Below are 16526 nucleotides of genomic sequence, written 5' to 3'. Positions count from 1 at the left end.
AATGTCGTGCGGTCAAGGCCAGCGGCGGAAAATCAGCGAGGTGTTGACGCCACCAAAAGCAAAATTGTTGTTCATCACATATTCGTGGTGCATCTGCCGGAATTCGCCGCGCAGGTAATCCAGCTCGCCGCAGCGCGGGTCCACCGTGTCGAGGTTGAAGGTGTGCACGTAGAGGTCGCGGTTGAGCATCTCGATGCAGAACCAGGATTCCAGCGCGCCGCAGGCGCCCAGGGTGTGGCCGAGGAAGCTCTTCTGCGAACTGATGGGCATCCGGCTGCCGAACAGGCTGCTGGTAGCCAGTGTTTCGGCAATGTCGCCTTGTTCTGTAGCGGTGCCGTGGCCGTTGACATAACCAATGGCCGAGGGCTCCAGGCCGGCGTCTTCCAGCGCCAGCTCCATGGCCCGGCGCATGGTCACCTGCTCCGGACGGGTGGTGTGCTGGCCGTCGGCGTTGCTGCCAAAGCCGACGATCTCGGCGTGGATGCGCGCGCCACGAGCCAGCGCGTGCTCCAGCTCTTCGAGCACCAGCATGCCGCCGCCTTCGCCGATCACCAGGCCGTCGCGGTCGCAATCGTAGGGCCGCGGGCTGGATTGCGGGGCATCGTTCTTCAGGCTGGTGGCGTAGAGCGCGTCGAAGACCATGGCTTCGGTCGGGCACAGCTCTTCGGCGCCGCCGGCAAGCATCAGCGGCAGGCGGCCGAACTTGATCGCCTCGTAGGCGTAGCCGATGCCCTGGCTGCCGCTGGTGCAGGCGCTGGAGGTGGGGATCAGCCGGCCGGTGAGGCCGAAGAAGATGCTGATATTGGCCGCGGTGGTGTGCGGCATCATGCGCACGTAGGAGTTGGCATTGAGGCCTTCGGCCACCGAGTTCAGCAGCATGTTGCCGAACGCCTTGATCTCGTCGGTGCTGCCGGTGGACGAGCCACAGGCCACGCCCATGCGCCCGTCCTTGATCGATTCGTCGCCCAGCAGGCCGGCATCGGCCAAGGCTTGCTCGGCGGCACCCACGGCGAGCCGCGACACCCGGCCCATGCTGCGCAGCTGCTTGCGCGTCCAGTGGCCCGGCACCTTGAAGTCGTCGATGGGGGCGGCCAGGCGCGTGTTGAGCTCGCTGAAGCGATCCCACTCGTCCATGCGGCGAATGCCGCTGCGGTTGGCGCTGAAGTTGGCGGCGATGGTTGCCCAGTCGCTGCCCAGCGAGGTGATGCCGGCCATGCCGGTGACGACCACGCGTTTCATCAGACCAGGCCTCCGTTGACCGCCAGCACCTGGCGGGTGATGTAGCCGGCCTCGGCGGACATCAGGAAGTTCACCGCGCCGGCGACTTCTTCCGGGGTGCCCATGCGCTGGGCCGGGATCATCTTCAGCAGCTCGTCCACCGGCACGTTCTCGTCGAGCATGGCGGTGTCGATCAAGCCCGGCGCCACGCAGTTGACGGTGATCTTGCGTTTGCCCAGTTCGATGGCCAGGGCCTTGGCCGCGCCAATCAGGCCGGCCTTGGAGGCGCTGTAGTTGACCTGGCCGCGGTTGCCGACCTGCCCGGACACCGAGGCGATGCAGACGATGCGCCCGGCCGCGCGGCGGCGGATCATCGGCATTATCAGCGGGTGCAGCACGTTGTAGAAACCGTCGAGGTTGGTGCGCAGCACGGTGTCCCAATCGTCTTCGCTCAGCGCCGGGAACGCGCCATCGCGGGTCAGGCCGGCGTTGAGCACCACGCCGTAATAGGCGCCATGGGCTTCGACGTCGGCTTCGAGAATGGCCTTGCAGCTGGCGCGGTCGGTCACATCGAATTGCAGGATGCGCGCCTGGCGCCCCAGGGCCTCGACCTCGGCCTGCACGGCCTCGGCTTCGGCGCGGCCACTGCGGCAATGCAGGATCAGGTCATAGCCGGCCTGGGCCAGGCGCAGGGCGATGGCACGGCCGATACCACGGCTGGAGCCGGTGACCAGGATGGATTCAGTCATGGCTGGACTCCTGTTGATAAGGCGGATGATTCGTTCAGGTAGCTGTCGGCCTGTGGCGGACAGAACACGTTGAGGCGGGCGCTGGCCTGAATGCCGGGGGCACTCAGGTGGCATTCGAACACGCCCATGCCGTTGTCGTCCTGCAGGGAGCGCACGGCGTGAATGTGCAGCTCGCTGCCGACCGGGAAGTGTTCCACATTGCATTCGAACTTGCGCGTGCCGAGCAGGAACCCCAGCTCGACGGGCCGGCCTTTGCGGCGTGCGTGGCAACCGGCATAGGCGGCGACGCTCTGGGCCATCAGTTCGATGCCGACCCAGGCCGGCAGGCTGCCGTCGGCGCGGTTGAACAGGCCTTGGGGGCGGACCGTGAGGCAGGTGCGGATCTGCTCTTCATCGAACGCCAGGACCCGGTCGATCAGGATCATGTCGCCAGCGTGGGGCAGCAGTTCGGCGAGCGGCCAGTCAATCATGGGGCGTCTCCGAGAATCAGGCTGACGTTGTTGCCGCCAAAGGCGAAGGAGTTGCTCATCAGGCAGCGTGGCGCGTCCTGTTCCAGACGGGTGGCGGTGGTGGCCCATTGCAGCGACGGCAATTGCGGGTCGGCCAGGGCGTCCCAGACATGGGGCGGCAGGGCGTGCGTGGCGTTGTCGCTGGACAGGCTCAGCCAGCAGAACGCCGCTTCCAGGGCACCAGCGGCGCCCAGGGTGTGGCCGCTCATGGGCTTGGTCGACGAACAGGGCACGCCGGCCGGGAACAATTGCTCCACCGCCAGGCTTTCCATGGCGTCGTTGTGCTGGGTGGCCGTGCCGTGCAGGTTCAGGTAACCGATCTGTGCGGCTTGCAGGCCGGCGTTGTGCAAGGCTTTCTGCATGGCTTGCAGGGCACCGCGACCGCTCGGCTCCGGCGCGGAAATATGGTGCGCGTCGGAGCTGGCGCCGGCGCCGAGCAAGGCGATCGGTTGCCCGCCGAGGTGTTCCTTGCTCATCAGGAACAGCACCGCCGCTTCGCCGATGTTGATGCCGTCGCGGTTGAGCGAAAACGGGTTGCAGCGCTGCGCGGACACCGCTTCCAGGGCCGAGAAGCCGTTGAGGGTCAGCTTGCACAGGCTGTCGACGCCGCCGCACAGCACCGCGTCGCACAGGCCCAGGTCGAGCAGGCGGCGGGCGCTCATCAGCGCCCGGGCGCTGGAGGTGCAGGCGGTGGAAATCACATAGGCCGGGCCGCTGAGCTCGAGCCAGTCGGCGAGGAAATTCGCCGGGGCGCCCAGCTCTTGCTGGCGATAGTCGTAATCGGCCGGGAAGTGCCCCTCGCGCATGTAGTGGGCGATGCCATGGCTGGCTTCGTCGATGCCCGAGGTGCTGGTGCCGAGGACGATACCGATGCGGCTGCGGCCATAGCGGGCGATGGCCAGGTCGATGTCGCCACGGATCTGCAGGGCGGCTTCCAGCAGCAATTGGTTGTTGCGGCTGCCGTGCTGCGCCAGCCCTGGCGGTATGCTCGCCAGCGGTCCCTGGACGGCGGCCACCGGTATGCTGCGCTCCGGCACCCAGCCGCTTTCGACGCGCATGCCGGAGCAGTCGCCGGCAAACAGGTTGCGGGCCACGTGTTGCTTGTCACGCCCGAGGGCGCAGATTACCCCCAGGGCATTCAGGTAGGCCGTCATGAGGCGTTCTCGGCGGTCAGCGGGCTGATGTGGTAATGCAGGCCCCGGGGCAGTTCCAGGCGAAAATCCAGGGCCTGGTGGTAGCGGATGCGCCAGCGCGGGTCGAGCTCGCGTTGTGCGCCCTGCTGCCGGGCGGACGGATAGTTGTCGCGCAGCTCGCCCGTGGGAGTCAGGGCAAACAGCAGCGCGGCGAACAGCTCGCGCGCCTCCGGGTTCGGCGGTAGCAGGCCGTCGGCCTGCCAGCGGCCTTCGATCAATTGCTGGCGCGCCAGGGGAATGCCCAGCGGGTCGATCAGCGACCAGCGGATGCCCGGCCCTTCGGCCTGGATCACCAGCAGCCAGTCCTGGCGCTGCTCGGCCTGCTGGCGCTCGATATGCAGCTGCAACGGCAGGGCCAGGCTCGGGGTTTTCTCGGGCAGCGGCGGCTGGCCGGCGCAGGCGCTCAGCAACAGCAGGCAGCTGACGAGCAGGGCACGGATCATCCAGCGGTACCTTCGTGTAGAGGTTTGCGGGCAACCACATTGACCAGGGTTTCTTGCCGCTGGCCAAAGGGTTTCGGGCGGCGCAGGCCGAAGCGTTCGAGCAGCCCGAAATCCTTGGCGCGGCTCCACCACAAGTAAGGATATGACACGTTCCGCGGGGCGAATTCAAAGCCCTGTCGTCGGATCATTTCCAGGTACTGCGCCGCGCTTTTCTGCACGTGCATCGGGTGGCGGAACAGCCAGCGGATCACCCAGGTGTCGATATAGGCCTCGGTGGACTCGGCGAACAGCAGGTAACCGCCTGGCTTGAGCACGCGATAGAACTCGGCGAGGGCCTTTTCCTGTTCCACCAGGTGATGAAAGGTCTGGTGGCAGAACAGCAAGTCGACACTGGCGCTGGCGACGTCCAGGGTCGCGCAGTCGCTGCCGATCAGCTCGACCTGCAGGCCCTGGCGCGCGGCTTCTTCACGGCTGAGCCCGAGGCTGTGCGGGTCGGCGTCCAGGCCGATCAGGCGTCGCGGGGCGAACACCTGGCGCAGGTGCTGGAACGACTTGCCCTGGCCGCAGCCGGCATCGAGCAGCACCGGGTTGGCCGGCGGCGGGCTGTCGAACAGGCTGCGCAGGTCGTTGATCGCCACGCGCAGCACATGGTGCTGCCAGGTATGGCTGCGCAGGAACCAGAAGCCGAAACGGGTTTCCTCGACGTAGCTGGCGCTCAAGTACTGCGGCTGGGCGTCGCTCATGGAGCCTCCGCGGCGCAGATTTCCGAGAGCATGCGCAGCCGGCGCTTGGGTTCGCTGACGAACGGGTTGCGCTCGTCCCAGGCATAACCGGCGAGGATCGAGCTGATCATCCGGCGAATTTCCGGCGCGCTGCCGCGGTGGAAAATCACGTCCTGGAAGGTCCCGGCGTACCAGCCCTCGACGTAGCAGCGGAAGGTGTCGACGCCGCGCTTGAGGGGGATGGCGAACTCGTTTTGCCAATCGACGCGCTCGCCTTGCAATTGCCGATGCAGCACGGCGGCGGCCATGCTCGCCGAACGCATGGCGATGGTCACCCCGGAGGAGAACACCGGGTCGAGGAACTCCGCGGCGTTGCCCAGCAGCGCGAAGCCCGGGCCGTGCAGCGTCTTGACGTTGGCCGAGTAGCCGCCGATGGCCCGCGCCGGGGTGTCCCAGACGGCCTTGGGCAGGAGCTTGGCCAGGCTTGGGGTTTCATCGATGAAGCCGCGCAGGCACAGGTCCAGGTCGTCGTCCCGGCCGTCGAAGTGCTCCTTGGCCGCGACGACGCCGATCGAGCAACGGCCGTTGCTGAACGGGATGGTCCAGAACCATACGTCGCGCTTGCTCGGATGTGTGGTGATGAGGATCTTTTCCCGCTCGAAGGCCGGGCTGTCGATACGGTCTTCGATGTGGGTGAACACCGCCTGGCGCACCGGGAAGTTCGAGGGCGCCTCCAGGTCCAGCAGGCGCGGCAGCACACGGCCGTAGCCGCTGGCGTCGAGGACGAAATCGGCTTCCACGCGGTATTCGCTGCCGTCTTCGCGCAGGACCTGCAACTGCGGTTTGGCCAGGCTGAAATCGGCGCTGACGATGGCCTCGCCGTAACGCACTTCAACGCCTTGCAGGGCGGCCTGGTCGGCCAGCAGCTTGTCGAAGTCGGCGCGCTGCACCTGAAAGGTGGTGGGCTTGCCGCCGCTGAAGGTGTCGCCGAAGTCGAAGGCGCTGTAGCGCTCGCCCCAAGCGAAGGCGGCGCCGTTCTTGAGCTGGAAGCCCGCGGCGTTGACCGCATCGAGCATGCCGGCTTCCTCGACGAAATCCAGGCAATGGGACAGCAGGCTTTCGCCAATCGAAAACCGCGGGAAATGCTGGCGCTCGACGATCAGCACGTCGTGGCCCTTGCCCTTGAGCAGCGCGGCGGCAATGGCGCCCGATGGGCCAGCGCCAATCACCAGGATCTGGCGGCGTTCCATTTCAACTGTTGGCACTGGGGCTCCTTGCCGGTTCGGCGATGTTCAGGTTCAAAGGGACCAAAGGTTTTCGGTGCAGCCCGGCCAGGGCCGGCATCAGGGTCGCGACCAGGCCCATGAGCATCAGCGCGAAATACAGCGCCGGGCTGATCAGCTGTTGTTGCAGCAACAGGTTGAGAAAAACGATCTCGCTCAGCCCGCGAATGTTCAGCAGCAGGCTTTCCCGCCAGCGGCTGGCGCCTTCGAAGGAGGCGCCGGCCCAACTCAGGCCGAGCCAGTTGCCGAGCAACTTGCTGGCGATCGGCAATAGCAGCAACGCCCCCAGCTGCACCCAGCCTAGGCTGTCCAGGGCGTTGTGCACGTTGATCTGCACGATGCCGAACGTGAGGATCAGCGGGATCGCGATACCGCTCTGCAAGCGGCCCATCCAGGCTGCCTTTAACGGCAGCACCAGCGGCACCTTGAGGGCGGCCATGCACAGCACGTAGCCGATGCCGAGAACCAGCGCGTTGAGCTTGTAATGCTCGGCCACCGCCAGCAGGCCGAAGAAGCCCAGGCTGTGCAGCAGCGGCTGGCGCAGGCCGAGGCCACGCAGGAGCAGCGGCAGGCAGGCCCCGGCCAGCGGCAGCAGCAGGCTGCTCAGGTGCAGGCTGCCTTGGGCGACGCCGAACAGGGTCCAGCAGCCGAGGTCGATGAGGATCGCGGTCTGCACCAGGCGCCGGGTGGCCTGTGGCGGGTAGTCGATATGCCGCAGGTACAGGTACAGCACGGGGATCGCGGTGATGGCGAACAGCAGGCCGACCGCCAGGGAGCTCAGCCAGGGTTGCGCCGGCAGCAGCCAGACCGCCGTGGCCAGCCCGCAGGCGAAGGGAACCCCGAAGCTCGGCAGGGCGATCTTCAGGCTCTGGCGGTCCAGGCGCAGGTCGATCACGTCGCTGAGGATGTGCCCCAAAAGCAGGGCGAAACTCAAGCCGTAGAGGTTTTTCAGCCAGGCCGGCGAGACCAGTTGGGCGCCACTGAGCTGCCAGTGCGGTTCGATCCAGAACAGCATCAGCAGCGGCAAGCCGAAGGTGGCCAGCAGCAACTGGCTGACGATCGGGATCAGGCCGAAGCGACTGCCGATACGGGTAGCGAGCGCGAACAGCAGCAGCGCCATGAGCCAGAACAGGGCAACCATCACGGCACGGCCTCCACAGCGGGATGGCGATGGGCCTGGTGGCCGGCCCAGGGCGCGAGGAGGAAGCTGAAGGCCAGGCCCAGGCTCACCGACAGGCCGAAGTTACTGACCGCCGGGGTGCTGGAGATTGCCAGCAGGCCGAACGACAGCCAGGTGGTCAGCGCCGCGAGCAAGGTGCCCAGCAGGCTCACCGCGGCGCCGCCGATCTGCTCGCGCATGAGGATGGCGTAGTCGACGCTGATGGCGGTCACCAGCAACAGGCCGAACAGGCTGAACAGGGTCAGCGGCTGCCCAAGCCAACCCAGGCTGGCGAGGCTGCACAGGGCCGCCAGCAGCGGCAGGGCGACGATGCGCAGGGCGCCGCCAAGGCCGAACGGCAGGATCAGCAGCAAGACGATCAACACGCAGGAGGCGAGCTTGAGCTCGGCGGCGCTGATCTGGGTGGCGGCGAAGACCTTGTTCAAATCGCCCAGACGGTCCACCAGTTGCACCCCAGGCAAGTCCTGCGCCTGTATCCGCAGTAGTTGCGGGTTGTTCAGCCCCTGCAGGCTGACCATGGCCGCCACGCCGTGCTCGGTGGGCCCCAGCCACAGGGTGCGGTAAGGCTCGGCCAGCGGGCCCTGCAAGGCGGTGTCGATGTCTACGCTGGGCAGCGCGCGCAATTGCGCGAGTTCCGCGTCCAGCGCCGCGACCGGCACGCCGAGCTCCAGCAGCGGCTGCCAGTGCCGCGGCAGTTCATCCAGGGCCTGGCGTAGCCGCTGTTGTGTGCCGGGCAGGCTCACCAGCTGGTTGAGCGACAGGTAGCCCTGGAGTTTTTCCAGGTTGACCAGTTGGTCCAGGCGCTCGCTCAGGGCGTCGAGGCGTTCGAGCAGCTGTGGCTGGTCGGCGCCGCGCACCAGGAAGAACTGGCTGGTGGGCTGGTAGCCGGTGATCCGCGCGATGGCCTGGGCTTCGTCGAGCAGTTGCGGCGGCGTGCCGACCCATTGGCGAATGTCGTTTTTGCTCTCGAGCTGCCACAGGCCGGCGGCGCAGAAGGCGATCAACAGCGCCAGCAGCCAGGCGCCGGACACGCGTTGCAGCAGCTGGGAGCGCAGGTTCAGCAGCCACTCGGCTACCCGCAGCGGCCATTGCGCCGGTTGCAGCTCGACGCCGCGCAGCAGCGCCGGCAACAGGCAGACCGCGCTCAGGTAGGCGCCCAGCAACCCGGCGGCGGAGAACACGGCGATCTGGGTCAGCGCCGGGAAGGGCGTCCAGGCCAATGCCAGGTAGCCGATGCAACTGGTGGCCAGGCTCAGGGTCAGCCCCGGCAGGGTCAGGCGCAGCGCCGGCCAGCTGCGCCACGGGCGCAGGCTCCAGCTCTTGGACAGGTAGTGCAGCGGGTAGTCGACGGCGACGCCGATCAGGCTCGAGCCCAGCACCAGGGTCATTACGTGCATCTGGCCGAAGAACGCGACGCACGCCACCGCGCCAAACAGCATGCCCACCAGCACCGGCACGAAGGCCAGCAAAACCCGCCAGCGACGGAAGGCCAGCAACAGCAGCAGGAGGATGCCGACGGTCGCGCCGCCGCCAACCCAGGTGATCTCGCGCGAGGCTTGCTGCTGGCCGCTGGCGGCGTAGAGCAGGCCGCTGGCGGCCAGCAGCTGGACGTCGGCCCGGGCAGCCTGTTCGCGGCTGTTTTCCAGCAGGTCGGCCACCTGCAACGGCAGCCGCATGTCGAAGGCGTCGCCGCTGGTGCGGGCTCGCAGCAGCACCCAGCTCTTGCCGTCGGCGTCGGCGATCAGCGCGCCGCTGCCGATGTCCAGTTGCACCGCGCCGCGTTGCGGCTGGCTGTTCTGGATGCGCCCGGTCAGGCCCAGCCAATCGTCCTGGCTCGGCACCAGGCTGAACCCGCCGAAGGGGTCGAACAGCGTCTGTACGCGCTGCTGGATAAAAGCGCCGGGGTGCTCGATCAATTGCTGGCGGTCGGCGGCGCCAAGCATCGCCAGGCGCCCTTGCAGCAATTGCGCGCGCAGCGCCGGCAGGTCGGCCTGCAGGCTCCATTGGACCGTTTCGAACAGCCCGCTGGCTTGCCATTGTTCGCCCAGGCGCTGGGCCATGGCGATCGCCTGCTGGCGCTCGACGTGGCCCACCAGCACCAGCATTTCGCGGTTCAGCGGCTCCTGCATGCGTTGCTCGGCCTTGAGCTCCAGGGCATCGGGCTCGGTGCCCGGCACCAGTTCCATGAGGTTGGCCGTCAGCGGCGCGCCATGGCGCCATTGCCAGCCGGCCAGGGCCAGCACGGCCACCAGCAGGAGCAGGAACAGCCGCGGCCAGGCGCGTTCACTGGGCAAAGTCATGTTGCTCCGCTTCGCTCAAGGGCTGGCTGCTGATGCTGTCGTGCAGCTTCAGCACGGTGCTGTCGCCCTGGGTTTCCAGCAGCTCGATGCGCTGCACCAGTTCGCCGCCGTCGATATTGATTTGGTTGAACACTTGCTTGAGCAGCAGCGAGCGTGGGGTCAGGGTCAGTTTCCAGGCCTGGGCGTCGCCGGCCAGGGCCAGCTCGAAGTCGCGTTGCAGGCCGCTGCTGTCGCCTTGCAGCACGGCGAGGAACAGCCGGTTCTGCTCGGCCCCGGCGCTCTTGTTCGGCAGCATCTGCCAGCCGCTGGGGTCGCGGCGGGCAATGCCTTGGCCGGTGATGCGGTAGTCCTGTTGCAGCGGCGTCTTCAGCAGCCACAGCAGGCCGTGGCCTTTGGCCAGGACGAAGCAGCCCTTGCTGGTCAGAGGCTGGGGCAGGGCGCGCAGGTGTTTTTCCTGGACGAAACTGCCGTGGATCACCTCGGGCTTGGCCAGCTGGTCGCTGAGCTGTTGCAGGTCGAAGGCGTTGGCCAGCGGGCTGAAGCCGAGCGCTAACAACAGGCCCAACAGCCTGTAGCCGCTGCCGCCTGGCTGCGATCGATTGTGCAGCGGGCGCCCGGCGTTATCGGCCTGGCATCGTGGGCTCGGGTTTTGCGGCTGCTGCGCGGCCGATCGCAGGCTGCGCCAGCGGCTACAGAGGTTACGAAGGCACGAGATCGGGCTCATGACAGAACCTGCGTAACAGCGTCGACAAACACCTTGGGCGAGGCCAGTTGCATCTCGCGGCTGGCGATTTCTACCGCGACCTGCACCGAGCTGGCGCGGGTCAGGCGTTCGCCGGTTTCCAGGTCGCTGATCAGGTAATTGATCTTCAGGCGGTTTTCCCACTCCACCAGGCTCGCGCGCACGTTGAGCTTCTGGCCGAATACCGCGCCGCGTACGTAGCGCAGCTGCAGGTCGATCACCGGCCAGGCGTAGCCGGAATCGCGCATCTGCTGGTAGTTGTGGCCGAGCTTGTCGAGCAGGGCGCAGCGGGCCACTTCCAGGTACTTCACGTAGTGCCCGTGCCAGACCACGTGCATGCTGTCGACGTCGAAAAACGGCACCAGGATCTCGGTGTCCGCGTGCAGTACTCCCTGACTACGCATGCAGCCTCCAGTGTTGCTCGGCGATGCGTTGGAGGCACAGGCGCAGCTCGCCTTCCAGGGCACGGTCTTCGATCACCGGCGCGAAGTCCTCGGCCAGCTCGCGGTGCATGGCCGCCAGGGCCGGCGGCAACGGCCGCGCATCCTCGGCCTGGCCACGCAGCCAGACGCCTTGATTGGCGGCCAGCAAAGTGGCGGCGGCAACCTGCTCGGTCAGCTCCAGCACGCGGATCGCATCGCGCGCGGCGATGGTGCCCATGCTTACCTTGTCCTGGTTGTGGCATTCGGTGGAACGCGAGAACACGCTGGCCGGCATGGTGTTTTTCAGCGCTTCGGCGGTCCAGGCGCTGGTGCCGATCTGCACGGCCTTGAAGCCGTGGTTGATCATCGCGCGGTCCGCCGGGGCGCCGGACAGGTTGCTCGGCAGGCCATGGTTGTAGCGCTCGTCCACCAGCAGCGCGAGCTGGCGGTCCAGCAGGTCGGCGACGTTGGCCACCAGGTTTTTCAGGCTGTCCATGGCGAAGGCGATATGGCCGCCGTAGAAGTGCCCGCCGTGCAGCACGCGTTCGGCCTCGGCGTCGATGATCGGGTTGTCGTTGGCGCTGTTCAGCTCGGTCTCGATAAAACCGCGCAGCCAGCCCAGGCTGTCGGCCAGCACGCCCAGCACATGGGGCGCGCAGCGCAGCGAGTAGCGGTCCTGGAGGCGGTGCAGCGGCGCGGTTGGGGCGTCGATGGCCAGGTCCTGGCGTAGCCAGGCGGCGACTTGCATCTGCCCCGGGTGCGGCTTGGCGGCGAACAGGCGCTCGTCGAAATGCTCCGGATTGCCTTGCAGGGCGACCACGTTCAGCGCGGTGATGCGCGTGGCGAGCTTGAGCAGGTAATCGGCGCGGGCGAAGGCCAAGCAGGCCAGGCCGGTCATCACCGCGGTGCCGTTCATCAGCGCCAGGGCTTCCTTGGGGCGCAGCACCAGCGGCTCCCAGCCCAGCTCGCCATGCACTTGGGCCGAGGTCCGGCGCTCGCCGCGGAACATCACCTCGCGCTCGCCGGACAGGGTCGCGGCCACGTAGGACAACGGCGTCAGGTCGCCGCTGGCGCCCACCGAGCCTTCTTCGGGAATCAGCGGCAGGATGTCGTGCTCGAGGAAGGCCTGCAGGCGCTCCAGCAGTTCCACGCGCACCCCGGACACGCCGTGGCACAGCGACTGCAAGCGCGCCGCCAGCACCGCGCGGGTGGCCTGCGGGTCCAGCAGCTTGCCCAGGCCGCAGCCGTGGAAGGTATACAGATGACGGGGCAGCGCCTCGACGTGCTGCAGCGGCACGGCGACCACGCAGGAGTCGCCGTAGCCGGTGGTCACGCCGTAGATCACGCCTTCCTTGTCCAGCAGCGAATCGAGGAATTGCGCGCCCTTGGCGATGCGCTGGCGGAAGGCACTGTCGCCCTGCAGTCGAGCCGGCGCCCGACGGTTGGCCAGGGCCAGCACGTCTTCGATGCGCAAAGGGAGTTCGCCGAAGGTTACCGGCTCAAGCGGATGCGTCGTCATCGGTCTTCCAGAAAGGGTAAAAGTTGAACCATTGTTGGGGCGCTTCGAGACAGTACTGGCCCAGGCGCTCGGCATAGCGGGCGGTCCACTGGGCGATGACGTGCTCGCGGTCGCTGCGCTTCCACACCACGGCCTCGGTAAAGGGTTCGAGGATGACCCGGTAGCGGCCATGGTTTTTCAGGCAAAGCAGCAGGTTGACCGGGCATTTCAGCAGGCCCGCCAGCAGCCACGGCCCCTGGGGAAAAGGCGCCGGATGGCCGAGGAAGTCCACCTGCACGTTGCGTCCGCCATGCAGCGGCACGCGGTCGCCGGCGATCGCCAGCCATTCGCCGCGGTCCAGGCGCTGGCTGAGTTGCAGCATGATCGCCGGGTCCAGCTCGCTGACCTGGATCAGCCGCAGGTTGGTGGCCCCGGCCTCGCCCAGCAGGCGGTTGAAGCGTTCGGCGTGCTTGGTGTGCACCAGCACATTCATGGTGACCTTCTCGCCCAGCTCGGCCAGGGCCCGGCAGACTTCGAGGTTGCCCAGGTGGGCGCCCACCAGCATCTGCCCGCGGGTGCCGCGAAACTGATCGCGCAGGCGGGCCGGGTCGACGATCTCGATCTGTTCCAGGCGCAGCTTGCCGTTCCACACGTCGAGCTTGTCCAGCAGGGCGTCGGCGAAGGCCATGAACTGGCCGAATACCCGCCAGTGGTTGGGGCGCAGTTCGGCCTTGCCGCTCCACTCGGCCAGGCGCCGCTGGTACAGCCAGGCGCTGTGGCGGGCACGGCGGCCGAACAGAAAGAAATAGAACACGATCGCGTACAGCACCGGGCTCAACACCCGGCGCCCGAGCACGCGCACGCCGAAGGCGGTGAGCTTCATCAGCCAGAAGCTGCCGCGTTCTTCGTGCGCGGCCCAATGTTGCTTGCCCGGCTGTTTGTCGGAGAGCTGCGTCATGCTTGCCACCGTCGCCAGAGAATCAGCGGCGCGCGCAGCAACATGCCGAAGAACAGCCGGGTGTGCATGCTGGAAATCAGCGCGTTGTCATGGAACAGGCGAAAGTGCGACAGGCCGTCCTGGGGGTAATGGACCTTAGTCGGCAGCCAGCGCATCGGCTGGTTGCGCCAGGCCAGGCGCACGAGGATCTCCGGGTCGAAGTCCATGCGTTTGCCCAGGCGCACCGAGTCGATCAGGGCCAAGGTCGGCGGCAAGGGGTAGACGCGGAAGCCGCACATGGAATCGGGGATCTGCAACGACAGGCTGTTGATCCAGACCCAGACGTGGGTCAGGTAGCGCGCGTACAGGCGGCCCTTGGGCACGCTCTCGTCGTACTGTGGATAACCGCAGATCAGGGCCTCGGGATGGGTTCGCGAGTGGTCGATGAAGGTTTCGACATCCCGCAGGTCATGCTGGCCGTCGGCATCCACTTGCAAGGCGTGGCTGAAACCCAGGCGCGAGGCTTCGCGCAACCCGGCCATGACCGCGCCGCCCTTGCCCTGGTTGACCGCGAGCTTGACCAGGAACACCCGTTCGCGCTCGGCCAGCCGTTCCAGCACGGCGGCGCAGGCCGGGCTGCTGGCGTCGTCCACCAGCACGCAGGGCAGGCCGCTGGCGAGCAGGGCCTCGACCACCGCGGGCACGGCGGTTTCGTGGTTGTAGACCGGGATCACGGCGCAGGGGTTATGCATGGGGGTTGCCTCCCGGGCGTCCGCTGCGCGGCCGATCGCAGCCTTCGGCAGCGGCTACAGGAAGCCGCTGGGGGCTGCGCTTGCCTGGGGCCAATAACTTATCCACAGGCGTTCTCCAGCAGGATGCGGCCGCTGGAGCAGGCGGCGCTGCGACTGCGATAGGCAAAGTACAGCTTGCCGCGCTCTTGATCGAAGCGCAGGTGCAGTTTCACCCGGTCTCCAGGCCGTACCAATTGCTGGAACTTCAACACTTCCATGCCGGCAAAGCGCCCCGGCAGGTTGAGCAATTGCTGGCCCAGCGCCAATGCCCAGTCGACCTGCACCACGCCCGGCAGCACCGGGGCCTGGGGAAAGTGGCCGCTGAAGTAGGCGAGGTCCGGCGGGACCGCCAATTGCAGGTTCCATTCGCCATCGACCTCGAGCTGTTCCAGCACCTCCGGCGCCTGTGGCCGTGGGGCCAGCAGCAGGGCCTCGACCTCGGCCTGGGGCAGCTTGCCCTGGCTGTTCAGGGGCAACTGGCGCAGCAGGCGCCAGCGGCGGGGCAGCGCCAGGGGCTCGCAATGCTGGCTCAGGTGTTGGCGCAGCGCGTGGGTGAGTGCCCGGCGGCCCTGGTTGCGCAAGGCGTGCAGGCCTTGTTCGCTGAGCACCAGCAGCGCGCCGAGGGAGGCACGGTTTTCCCGGACCACTCCAAGGCGCGTTTCGGCGACCCAGGCATGCTCGGCCAGGGCCTGTTCCAGCATTGGCAGGGAAATGCGTTTTTCTTCCAGCTTGACGATCCGGTCCAGGCGCCCGAGCAGTTCGAAACGCCCATCGGCGGCAATGCGCGCGGCATCGGCGGTGTGTTCGACATGCCCGGCCGGCAGGTAGGGCGAGGCGACCAGCAGGGCGCCGTCGCTGTCCTGGCTCAGTTCGACGCCGGCGAAGGCTTGCCACAGGCTGTCGCCCTGGCGCCAGGCGATACCGCCGGTTTCCGAGCTGCCGAGGATTTCCGTCGGCCATTGTTGCAAGCGTTGATGCAGTGCTTGCGCGGCGTCGGCGGGCAGCGCGCCGCCGGAGGAAAACACCCGGCGCACCGGGCTCAGCGCCGGCCAGTCGAGGTTGTCGCCCATGCGCTTGAGCAACGCCGGGCTTGCGACCCAGGCAAAGGCCGGGTGTTCGCGGCTGGCGCGTTGTAGGTCTTCCGGGAACGGCAACTGCCGCCGGACGAAGGTGCGCCCGGCGCACAGCGGCCAGAGCACGCGGAACAGCAGGCCGTAGATATGTTGCGTGGCCACGCTGCCGATAATGCAGGCCTGGCCCAGGCCAGCGCCCCACAGCTGCTCCAGGGCCTGGATTTCGTTGGCCAGCTGGCGCAGGGATTTGTCGATGCGCTTGGGCTCGCCGCTGGAGCCGGAGGTGCACAGGCTCAGGCGGCAGGCGTCGAGGTCGAGTTCGGCTGCGGGCAAGGGCGGCTGCTCGAAATCGCTCAGGCGGGCATCGCCGGGTTGGTCGGTCAGCCACAGGTCGACTTGCGTCGACCAGCGTTGGCGGGTCTGGGGTTGCAGGTCGGCGGGCAGCAGCACGCCGACCCCGGCGCGCCAGGCACCGAGCAGGGCAATGGCCAGTTCGGCGGCATCTTCCAGGTGCACGGCCAGGCGCTGTACGCCCTTGGCCTGCAAGCCCGCGGCCAGGCTCAGGGCCTGGTGCCGCAGGTGGCTGTGATCGAGTGCCGGGTCGAGCGCGACGGCCCGCTCCGGCAGCGACTTGAGCAGCAAGTGCTCAAGTTTTATCCAATTCATGCGCGGCCTCGTACGCGTTGTCGTAGCAGCCATTCAATGGCAAACAGCAAGCCCATCAACCCGTAGGCGATCAGGCCGTTGTACAACGTCCACCAGCTCAGCGGCGCCCACAGGGTCAGGGCCGCGGCGAGCAATCCGTTAAAGAGGAAAAACACACTCCAGGCGATGGTCACCTGGCGGGTATAGCGAATGGCCTTTTCCGGCAGTTGCGGCTCGCTGAGGCGGGCCAGGCGTTCGACGATCGGCGGGCCATATTTCAGGCTCAGCCCGAACAGCATGAGCATGAAGCCGCTGATCAGCACCGGGTACCAGCGCAGCAGCAGCGGGTTATCGAACAGCGCCAGCAGCACGCAGAAAACCAGCGCGGCCCCTGCCATCCAGCGGCTGCCAGGGCGCCGTCGGCCGGTCAGCGCCCGGGCCAGCCACAGGCCGCCGAGCAGCAGGCCGAACTGCCAGGGAGCGAAATGCTCCATGCCGAAATACACCGCAAAGGGATACAACAGGCCCGCCAGCAGCAGGCCAAGGCCGACCAGACGGCTCATGCGGCCGGCTGGACCAGACGATAGACCGCCTCGACCACGTCGTTGACGGTACGCACCGCCTTGAATTCCTCGGCGGCGATTTTCTTGCCGGTCTTGCGCTTGATGTGATCGATCAGGTCGACGGCATCGATGCTGTCGATTTCCAGGTCCTGATACAGGTTGGATTCCAGGCTTACGCGTTCCGGTTCCAGTTCGAAGAGTTCCACCAGGGCATCACGCAGGGTGTTGAAGATGTCGTCGCGAGTTTGCATGGTCCGG

At 67.1% G+C, this 16526-nt stretch carries 17 protein-coding genes; all 17 read right to left on the bottom strand.

Annotated elements, in window-relative coordinates:
* Positions 1-12: 12 nt before the first annotated feature.
* The 17 genes from BLV20_RS12465 to BLV20_RS12385 all read right to left on the bottom strand — a co-directional run bounded on the left by BLV20_RS12465 (position 13) and on the right by BLV20_RS12385 (position 16519).
* On the bottom strand, positions 13-1239 hold the full coding sequence (locus BLV20_RS12465) for a beta-ketoacyl-ACP synthase (protein WP_092301733.1): 1227 nt from the start codon (positions 1237-1239) through the stop codon (positions 13-15).
* A complete protein-coding gene (gene fabG, locus BLV20_RS12460; RefSeq protein ID WP_092301730.1) occupies positions 1239-1967 on the bottom strand; it encodes a 3-oxoacyl-ACP reductase FabG in 729 nt (242 codons plus the stop codon). Before fabG ends, BLV20_RS12465 begins: the two co-directional genes overlap by 1 nt.
* Positions 1964-2437, bottom strand: coding sequence for a hotdog family protein (locus BLV20_RS12455; protein WP_092301727.1), 474 nt, complete (start codon positions 2435-2437; stop codon positions 1964-1966). Before BLV20_RS12455 ends, fabG begins: the two co-directional genes overlap by 4 nt.
* Complete coding sequence (locus BLV20_RS12450) at positions 2434-3630, bottom strand: beta-ketoacyl-[acyl-carrier-protein] synthase family protein (protein WP_092301724.1); 1197 nt, start codon at positions 3628-3630, stop codon at positions 2434-2436. The genes BLV20_RS12455 and BLV20_RS12450 overlap by 4 nt, the downstream gene beginning before the upstream one ends.
* Complete coding sequence (locus BLV20_RS12445; RefSeq protein ID WP_092301722.1) at positions 3627-4112, bottom strand: DUF3261 domain-containing protein; 486 nt, start codon at positions 4110-4112, stop codon at positions 3627-3629. The genes BLV20_RS12450 and BLV20_RS12445 overlap by 4 nt, the downstream gene beginning before the upstream one ends.
* Positions 4109-4855, bottom strand: coding sequence for a class I SAM-dependent methyltransferase (locus tag BLV20_RS12440; RefSeq protein ID WP_092301720.1), 747 nt, complete (start codon positions 4853-4855; stop codon positions 4109-4111). Before BLV20_RS12440 ends, BLV20_RS12445 begins: the two co-directional genes overlap by 4 nt.
* Positions 4852-6099: an NAD(P)/FAD-dependent oxidoreductase gene (locus BLV20_RS12435; RefSeq protein WP_092301718.1), complete on the bottom strand. Its 1248-nt coding sequence runs from the start codon at positions 6097-6099 to the stop codon at positions 4852-4854. Before BLV20_RS12435 ends, BLV20_RS12440 begins: the two co-directional genes overlap by 4 nt.
* The gene (locus BLV20_RS12430; protein WP_092301716.1) at positions 6086-7261 is read right to left on the bottom strand and encodes a cation:proton antiporter; all 1176 of its coding nucleotides are present in this window, start codon (positions 7259-7261) and stop codon (positions 6086-6088) included. Before BLV20_RS12430 ends, BLV20_RS12435 begins: the two co-directional genes overlap by 14 nt.
* The gene (locus BLV20_RS12425) at positions 7258-9597 is read right to left on the bottom strand and encodes an MMPL family transporter (protein ID WP_092301714.1); all 2340 of its coding nucleotides are present in this window, start codon (positions 9595-9597) and stop codon (positions 7258-7260) included. Before BLV20_RS12425 ends, BLV20_RS12430 begins: the two co-directional genes overlap by 4 nt.
* Complete coding sequence (locus BLV20_RS12420) at positions 9581-10321, bottom strand: outer membrane lipoprotein carrier protein LolA (protein WP_256577760.1); 741 nt, start codon at positions 10319-10321, stop codon at positions 9581-9583. Before BLV20_RS12420 ends, BLV20_RS12425 begins: the two co-directional genes overlap by 17 nt.
* Positions 10318-10743 carry an acyl-CoA thioesterase gene (locus BLV20_RS12415; protein ID WP_092301712.1) on the bottom strand — a complete coding sequence of 142 codons (426 nt, stop codon included), beginning with the start codon at positions 10741-10743 and terminating at the stop codon, positions 10318-10320. The genes BLV20_RS12420 and BLV20_RS12415 overlap by 4 nt, the downstream gene beginning before the upstream one ends.
* Positions 10736-12280 carry an HAL/PAL/TAL family ammonia-lyase gene (gene hutH, locus BLV20_RS12410; protein WP_092301710.1) on the bottom strand — a complete coding sequence of 515 codons (1545 nt, stop codon included), beginning with the start codon at positions 12278-12280 and terminating at the stop codon, positions 10736-10738. Before hutH ends, BLV20_RS12415 begins: the two co-directional genes overlap by 8 nt.
* A complete protein-coding gene (locus BLV20_RS12405; protein ID WP_092301707.1) occupies positions 12261-13217 on the bottom strand; it encodes an LpxL/LpxP family acyltransferase in 957 nt (318 codons plus the stop codon). Before BLV20_RS12405 ends, hutH begins: the two co-directional genes overlap by 20 nt.
* Positions 13214-13948, bottom strand: coding sequence for a glycosyltransferase family 2 protein (locus tag BLV20_RS12400; protein WP_092301704.1), 735 nt, complete (start codon positions 13946-13948; stop codon positions 13214-13216). The genes BLV20_RS12405 and BLV20_RS12400 overlap by 4 nt, the downstream gene beginning before the upstream one ends.
* A 98-nt stretch (positions 13949-14046) precedes the next feature.
* Positions 14047-15726 (bottom strand): acyl-CoA synthetase family protein, encoded by a 1680-nt coding sequence (locus BLV20_RS12395; RefSeq protein ID WP_092301701.1) that lies wholly within the window; start codon positions 15724-15726, stop codon positions 14047-14049.
* Positions 15723-16268, bottom strand: a complete 546-nt coding sequence (locus tag BLV20_RS12390) for a COG4648 family protein (protein WP_092301697.1) — start codon at positions 16266-16268, stop codon at positions 15723-15725. Before BLV20_RS12390 ends, BLV20_RS12395 begins: the two co-directional genes overlap by 4 nt.
* Positions 16265-16519, bottom strand: a complete 255-nt coding sequence (locus BLV20_RS12385; RefSeq protein ID WP_092301694.1) for an acyl carrier protein — start codon at positions 16517-16519, stop codon at positions 16265-16267. The genes BLV20_RS12390 and BLV20_RS12385 overlap by 4 nt, the downstream gene beginning before the upstream one ends.
* Positions 16520-16526 lie beyond the last annotated feature (7 nt).

This window comes from Pseudomonas sp. NFIX28 (assembly GCF_900107395.1).
In the GTDB taxonomy this organism is placed as follows: domain Bacteria; phylum Pseudomonadota; class Gammaproteobacteria; order Pseudomonadales; family Pseudomonadaceae; genus Aquipseudomonas.
Note: the sequence above shows the minus strand (reverse complement) of the source record. Positions and strands in the feature narration are given on the sequence as shown.

What these genes read in the sequence shown, in the direction of transcription:
- BLV20_RS12405 (WP_092301707.1), bottom strand. Translation starts at nt 13,217, where the DNA reads ATGACGCAGCTCTCCGACAAACAGCCGGGCAAGCAACATTGGGCCGCG.
- BLV20_RS12415 (WP_092301712.1), bottom strand. Translation starts at nt 10,743, where the DNA reads ATGCGTAGTCAGGGAGTACTGCACGCGGACACCGAGATCCTGGTGCCG.
- BLV20_RS12450 (WP_092301724.1), bottom strand. Translation starts at nt 3,630, where the DNA reads ATGACGGCCTACCTGAATGCCCTGGGGGTAATCTGCGCCCTCGGGCGT.
- BLV20_RS12420 (WP_256577760.1), bottom strand. Translation starts at nt 10,321, where the DNA reads ATGAGCCCGATCTCGTGCCTTCGTAACCTCTGTAGCCGCTGGCGCAGC.
- BLV20_RS12440 (WP_092301720.1), bottom strand. Translation starts at nt 4,855, where the DNA reads ATGAGCGACGCCCAGCCGCAGTACTTGAGCGCCAGCTACGTCGAGGAA.
- BLV20_RS12385 (WP_092301694.1), bottom strand. Translation starts at nt 16,519, where the DNA reads ATGCAAACTCGCGACGACATCTTCAACACCCTGCGTGATGCCCTGGTG.
- hutH (WP_092301710.1), bottom strand. Translation starts at nt 12,280, where the DNA reads ATGACGACGCATCCGCTTGAGCCGGTAACCTTCGGCGAACTCCCTTTG.
- fabG (WP_092301730.1), bottom strand. Translation starts at nt 1,967, where the DNA reads ATGACTGAATCCATCCTGGTCACCGGCTCCAGCCGTGGTATCGGCCGT.
- BLV20_RS12455 (WP_092301727.1), bottom strand. Translation starts at nt 2,437, where the DNA reads ATGATTGACTGGCCGCTCGCCGAACTGCTGCCCCACGCTGGCGACATG.
- BLV20_RS12425 (WP_092301714.1), bottom strand. Translation starts at nt 9,597, where the DNA reads ATGACTTTGCCCAGTGAACGCGCCTGGCCGCGGCTGTTCCTGCTCCTG.
- BLV20_RS12390 (WP_092301697.1), bottom strand. Translation starts at nt 16,268, where the DNA reads ATGAGCCGTCTGGTCGGCCTTGGCCTGCTGCTGGCGGGCCTGTTGTAT.
- BLV20_RS12465 (WP_092301733.1), bottom strand. Translation starts at nt 1,239, where the DNA reads ATGAAACGCGTGGTCGTCACCGGCATGGCCGGCATCACCTCGCTGGGC.
- BLV20_RS12400 (WP_092301704.1), bottom strand. Translation starts at nt 13,948, where the DNA reads ATGCATAACCCCTGCGCCGTGATCCCGGTCTACAACCACGAAACCGCC.
- BLV20_RS12445 (WP_092301722.1), bottom strand. Translation starts at nt 4,112, where the DNA reads ATGATCCGTGCCCTGCTCGTCAGCTGCCTGCTGTTGCTGAGCGCCTGC.
- BLV20_RS12395 (WP_092301701.1), bottom strand. Translation starts at nt 15,726, where the DNA reads ATGAATTGGATAAAACTTGAGCACTTGCTGCTCAAGTCGCTGCCGGAG.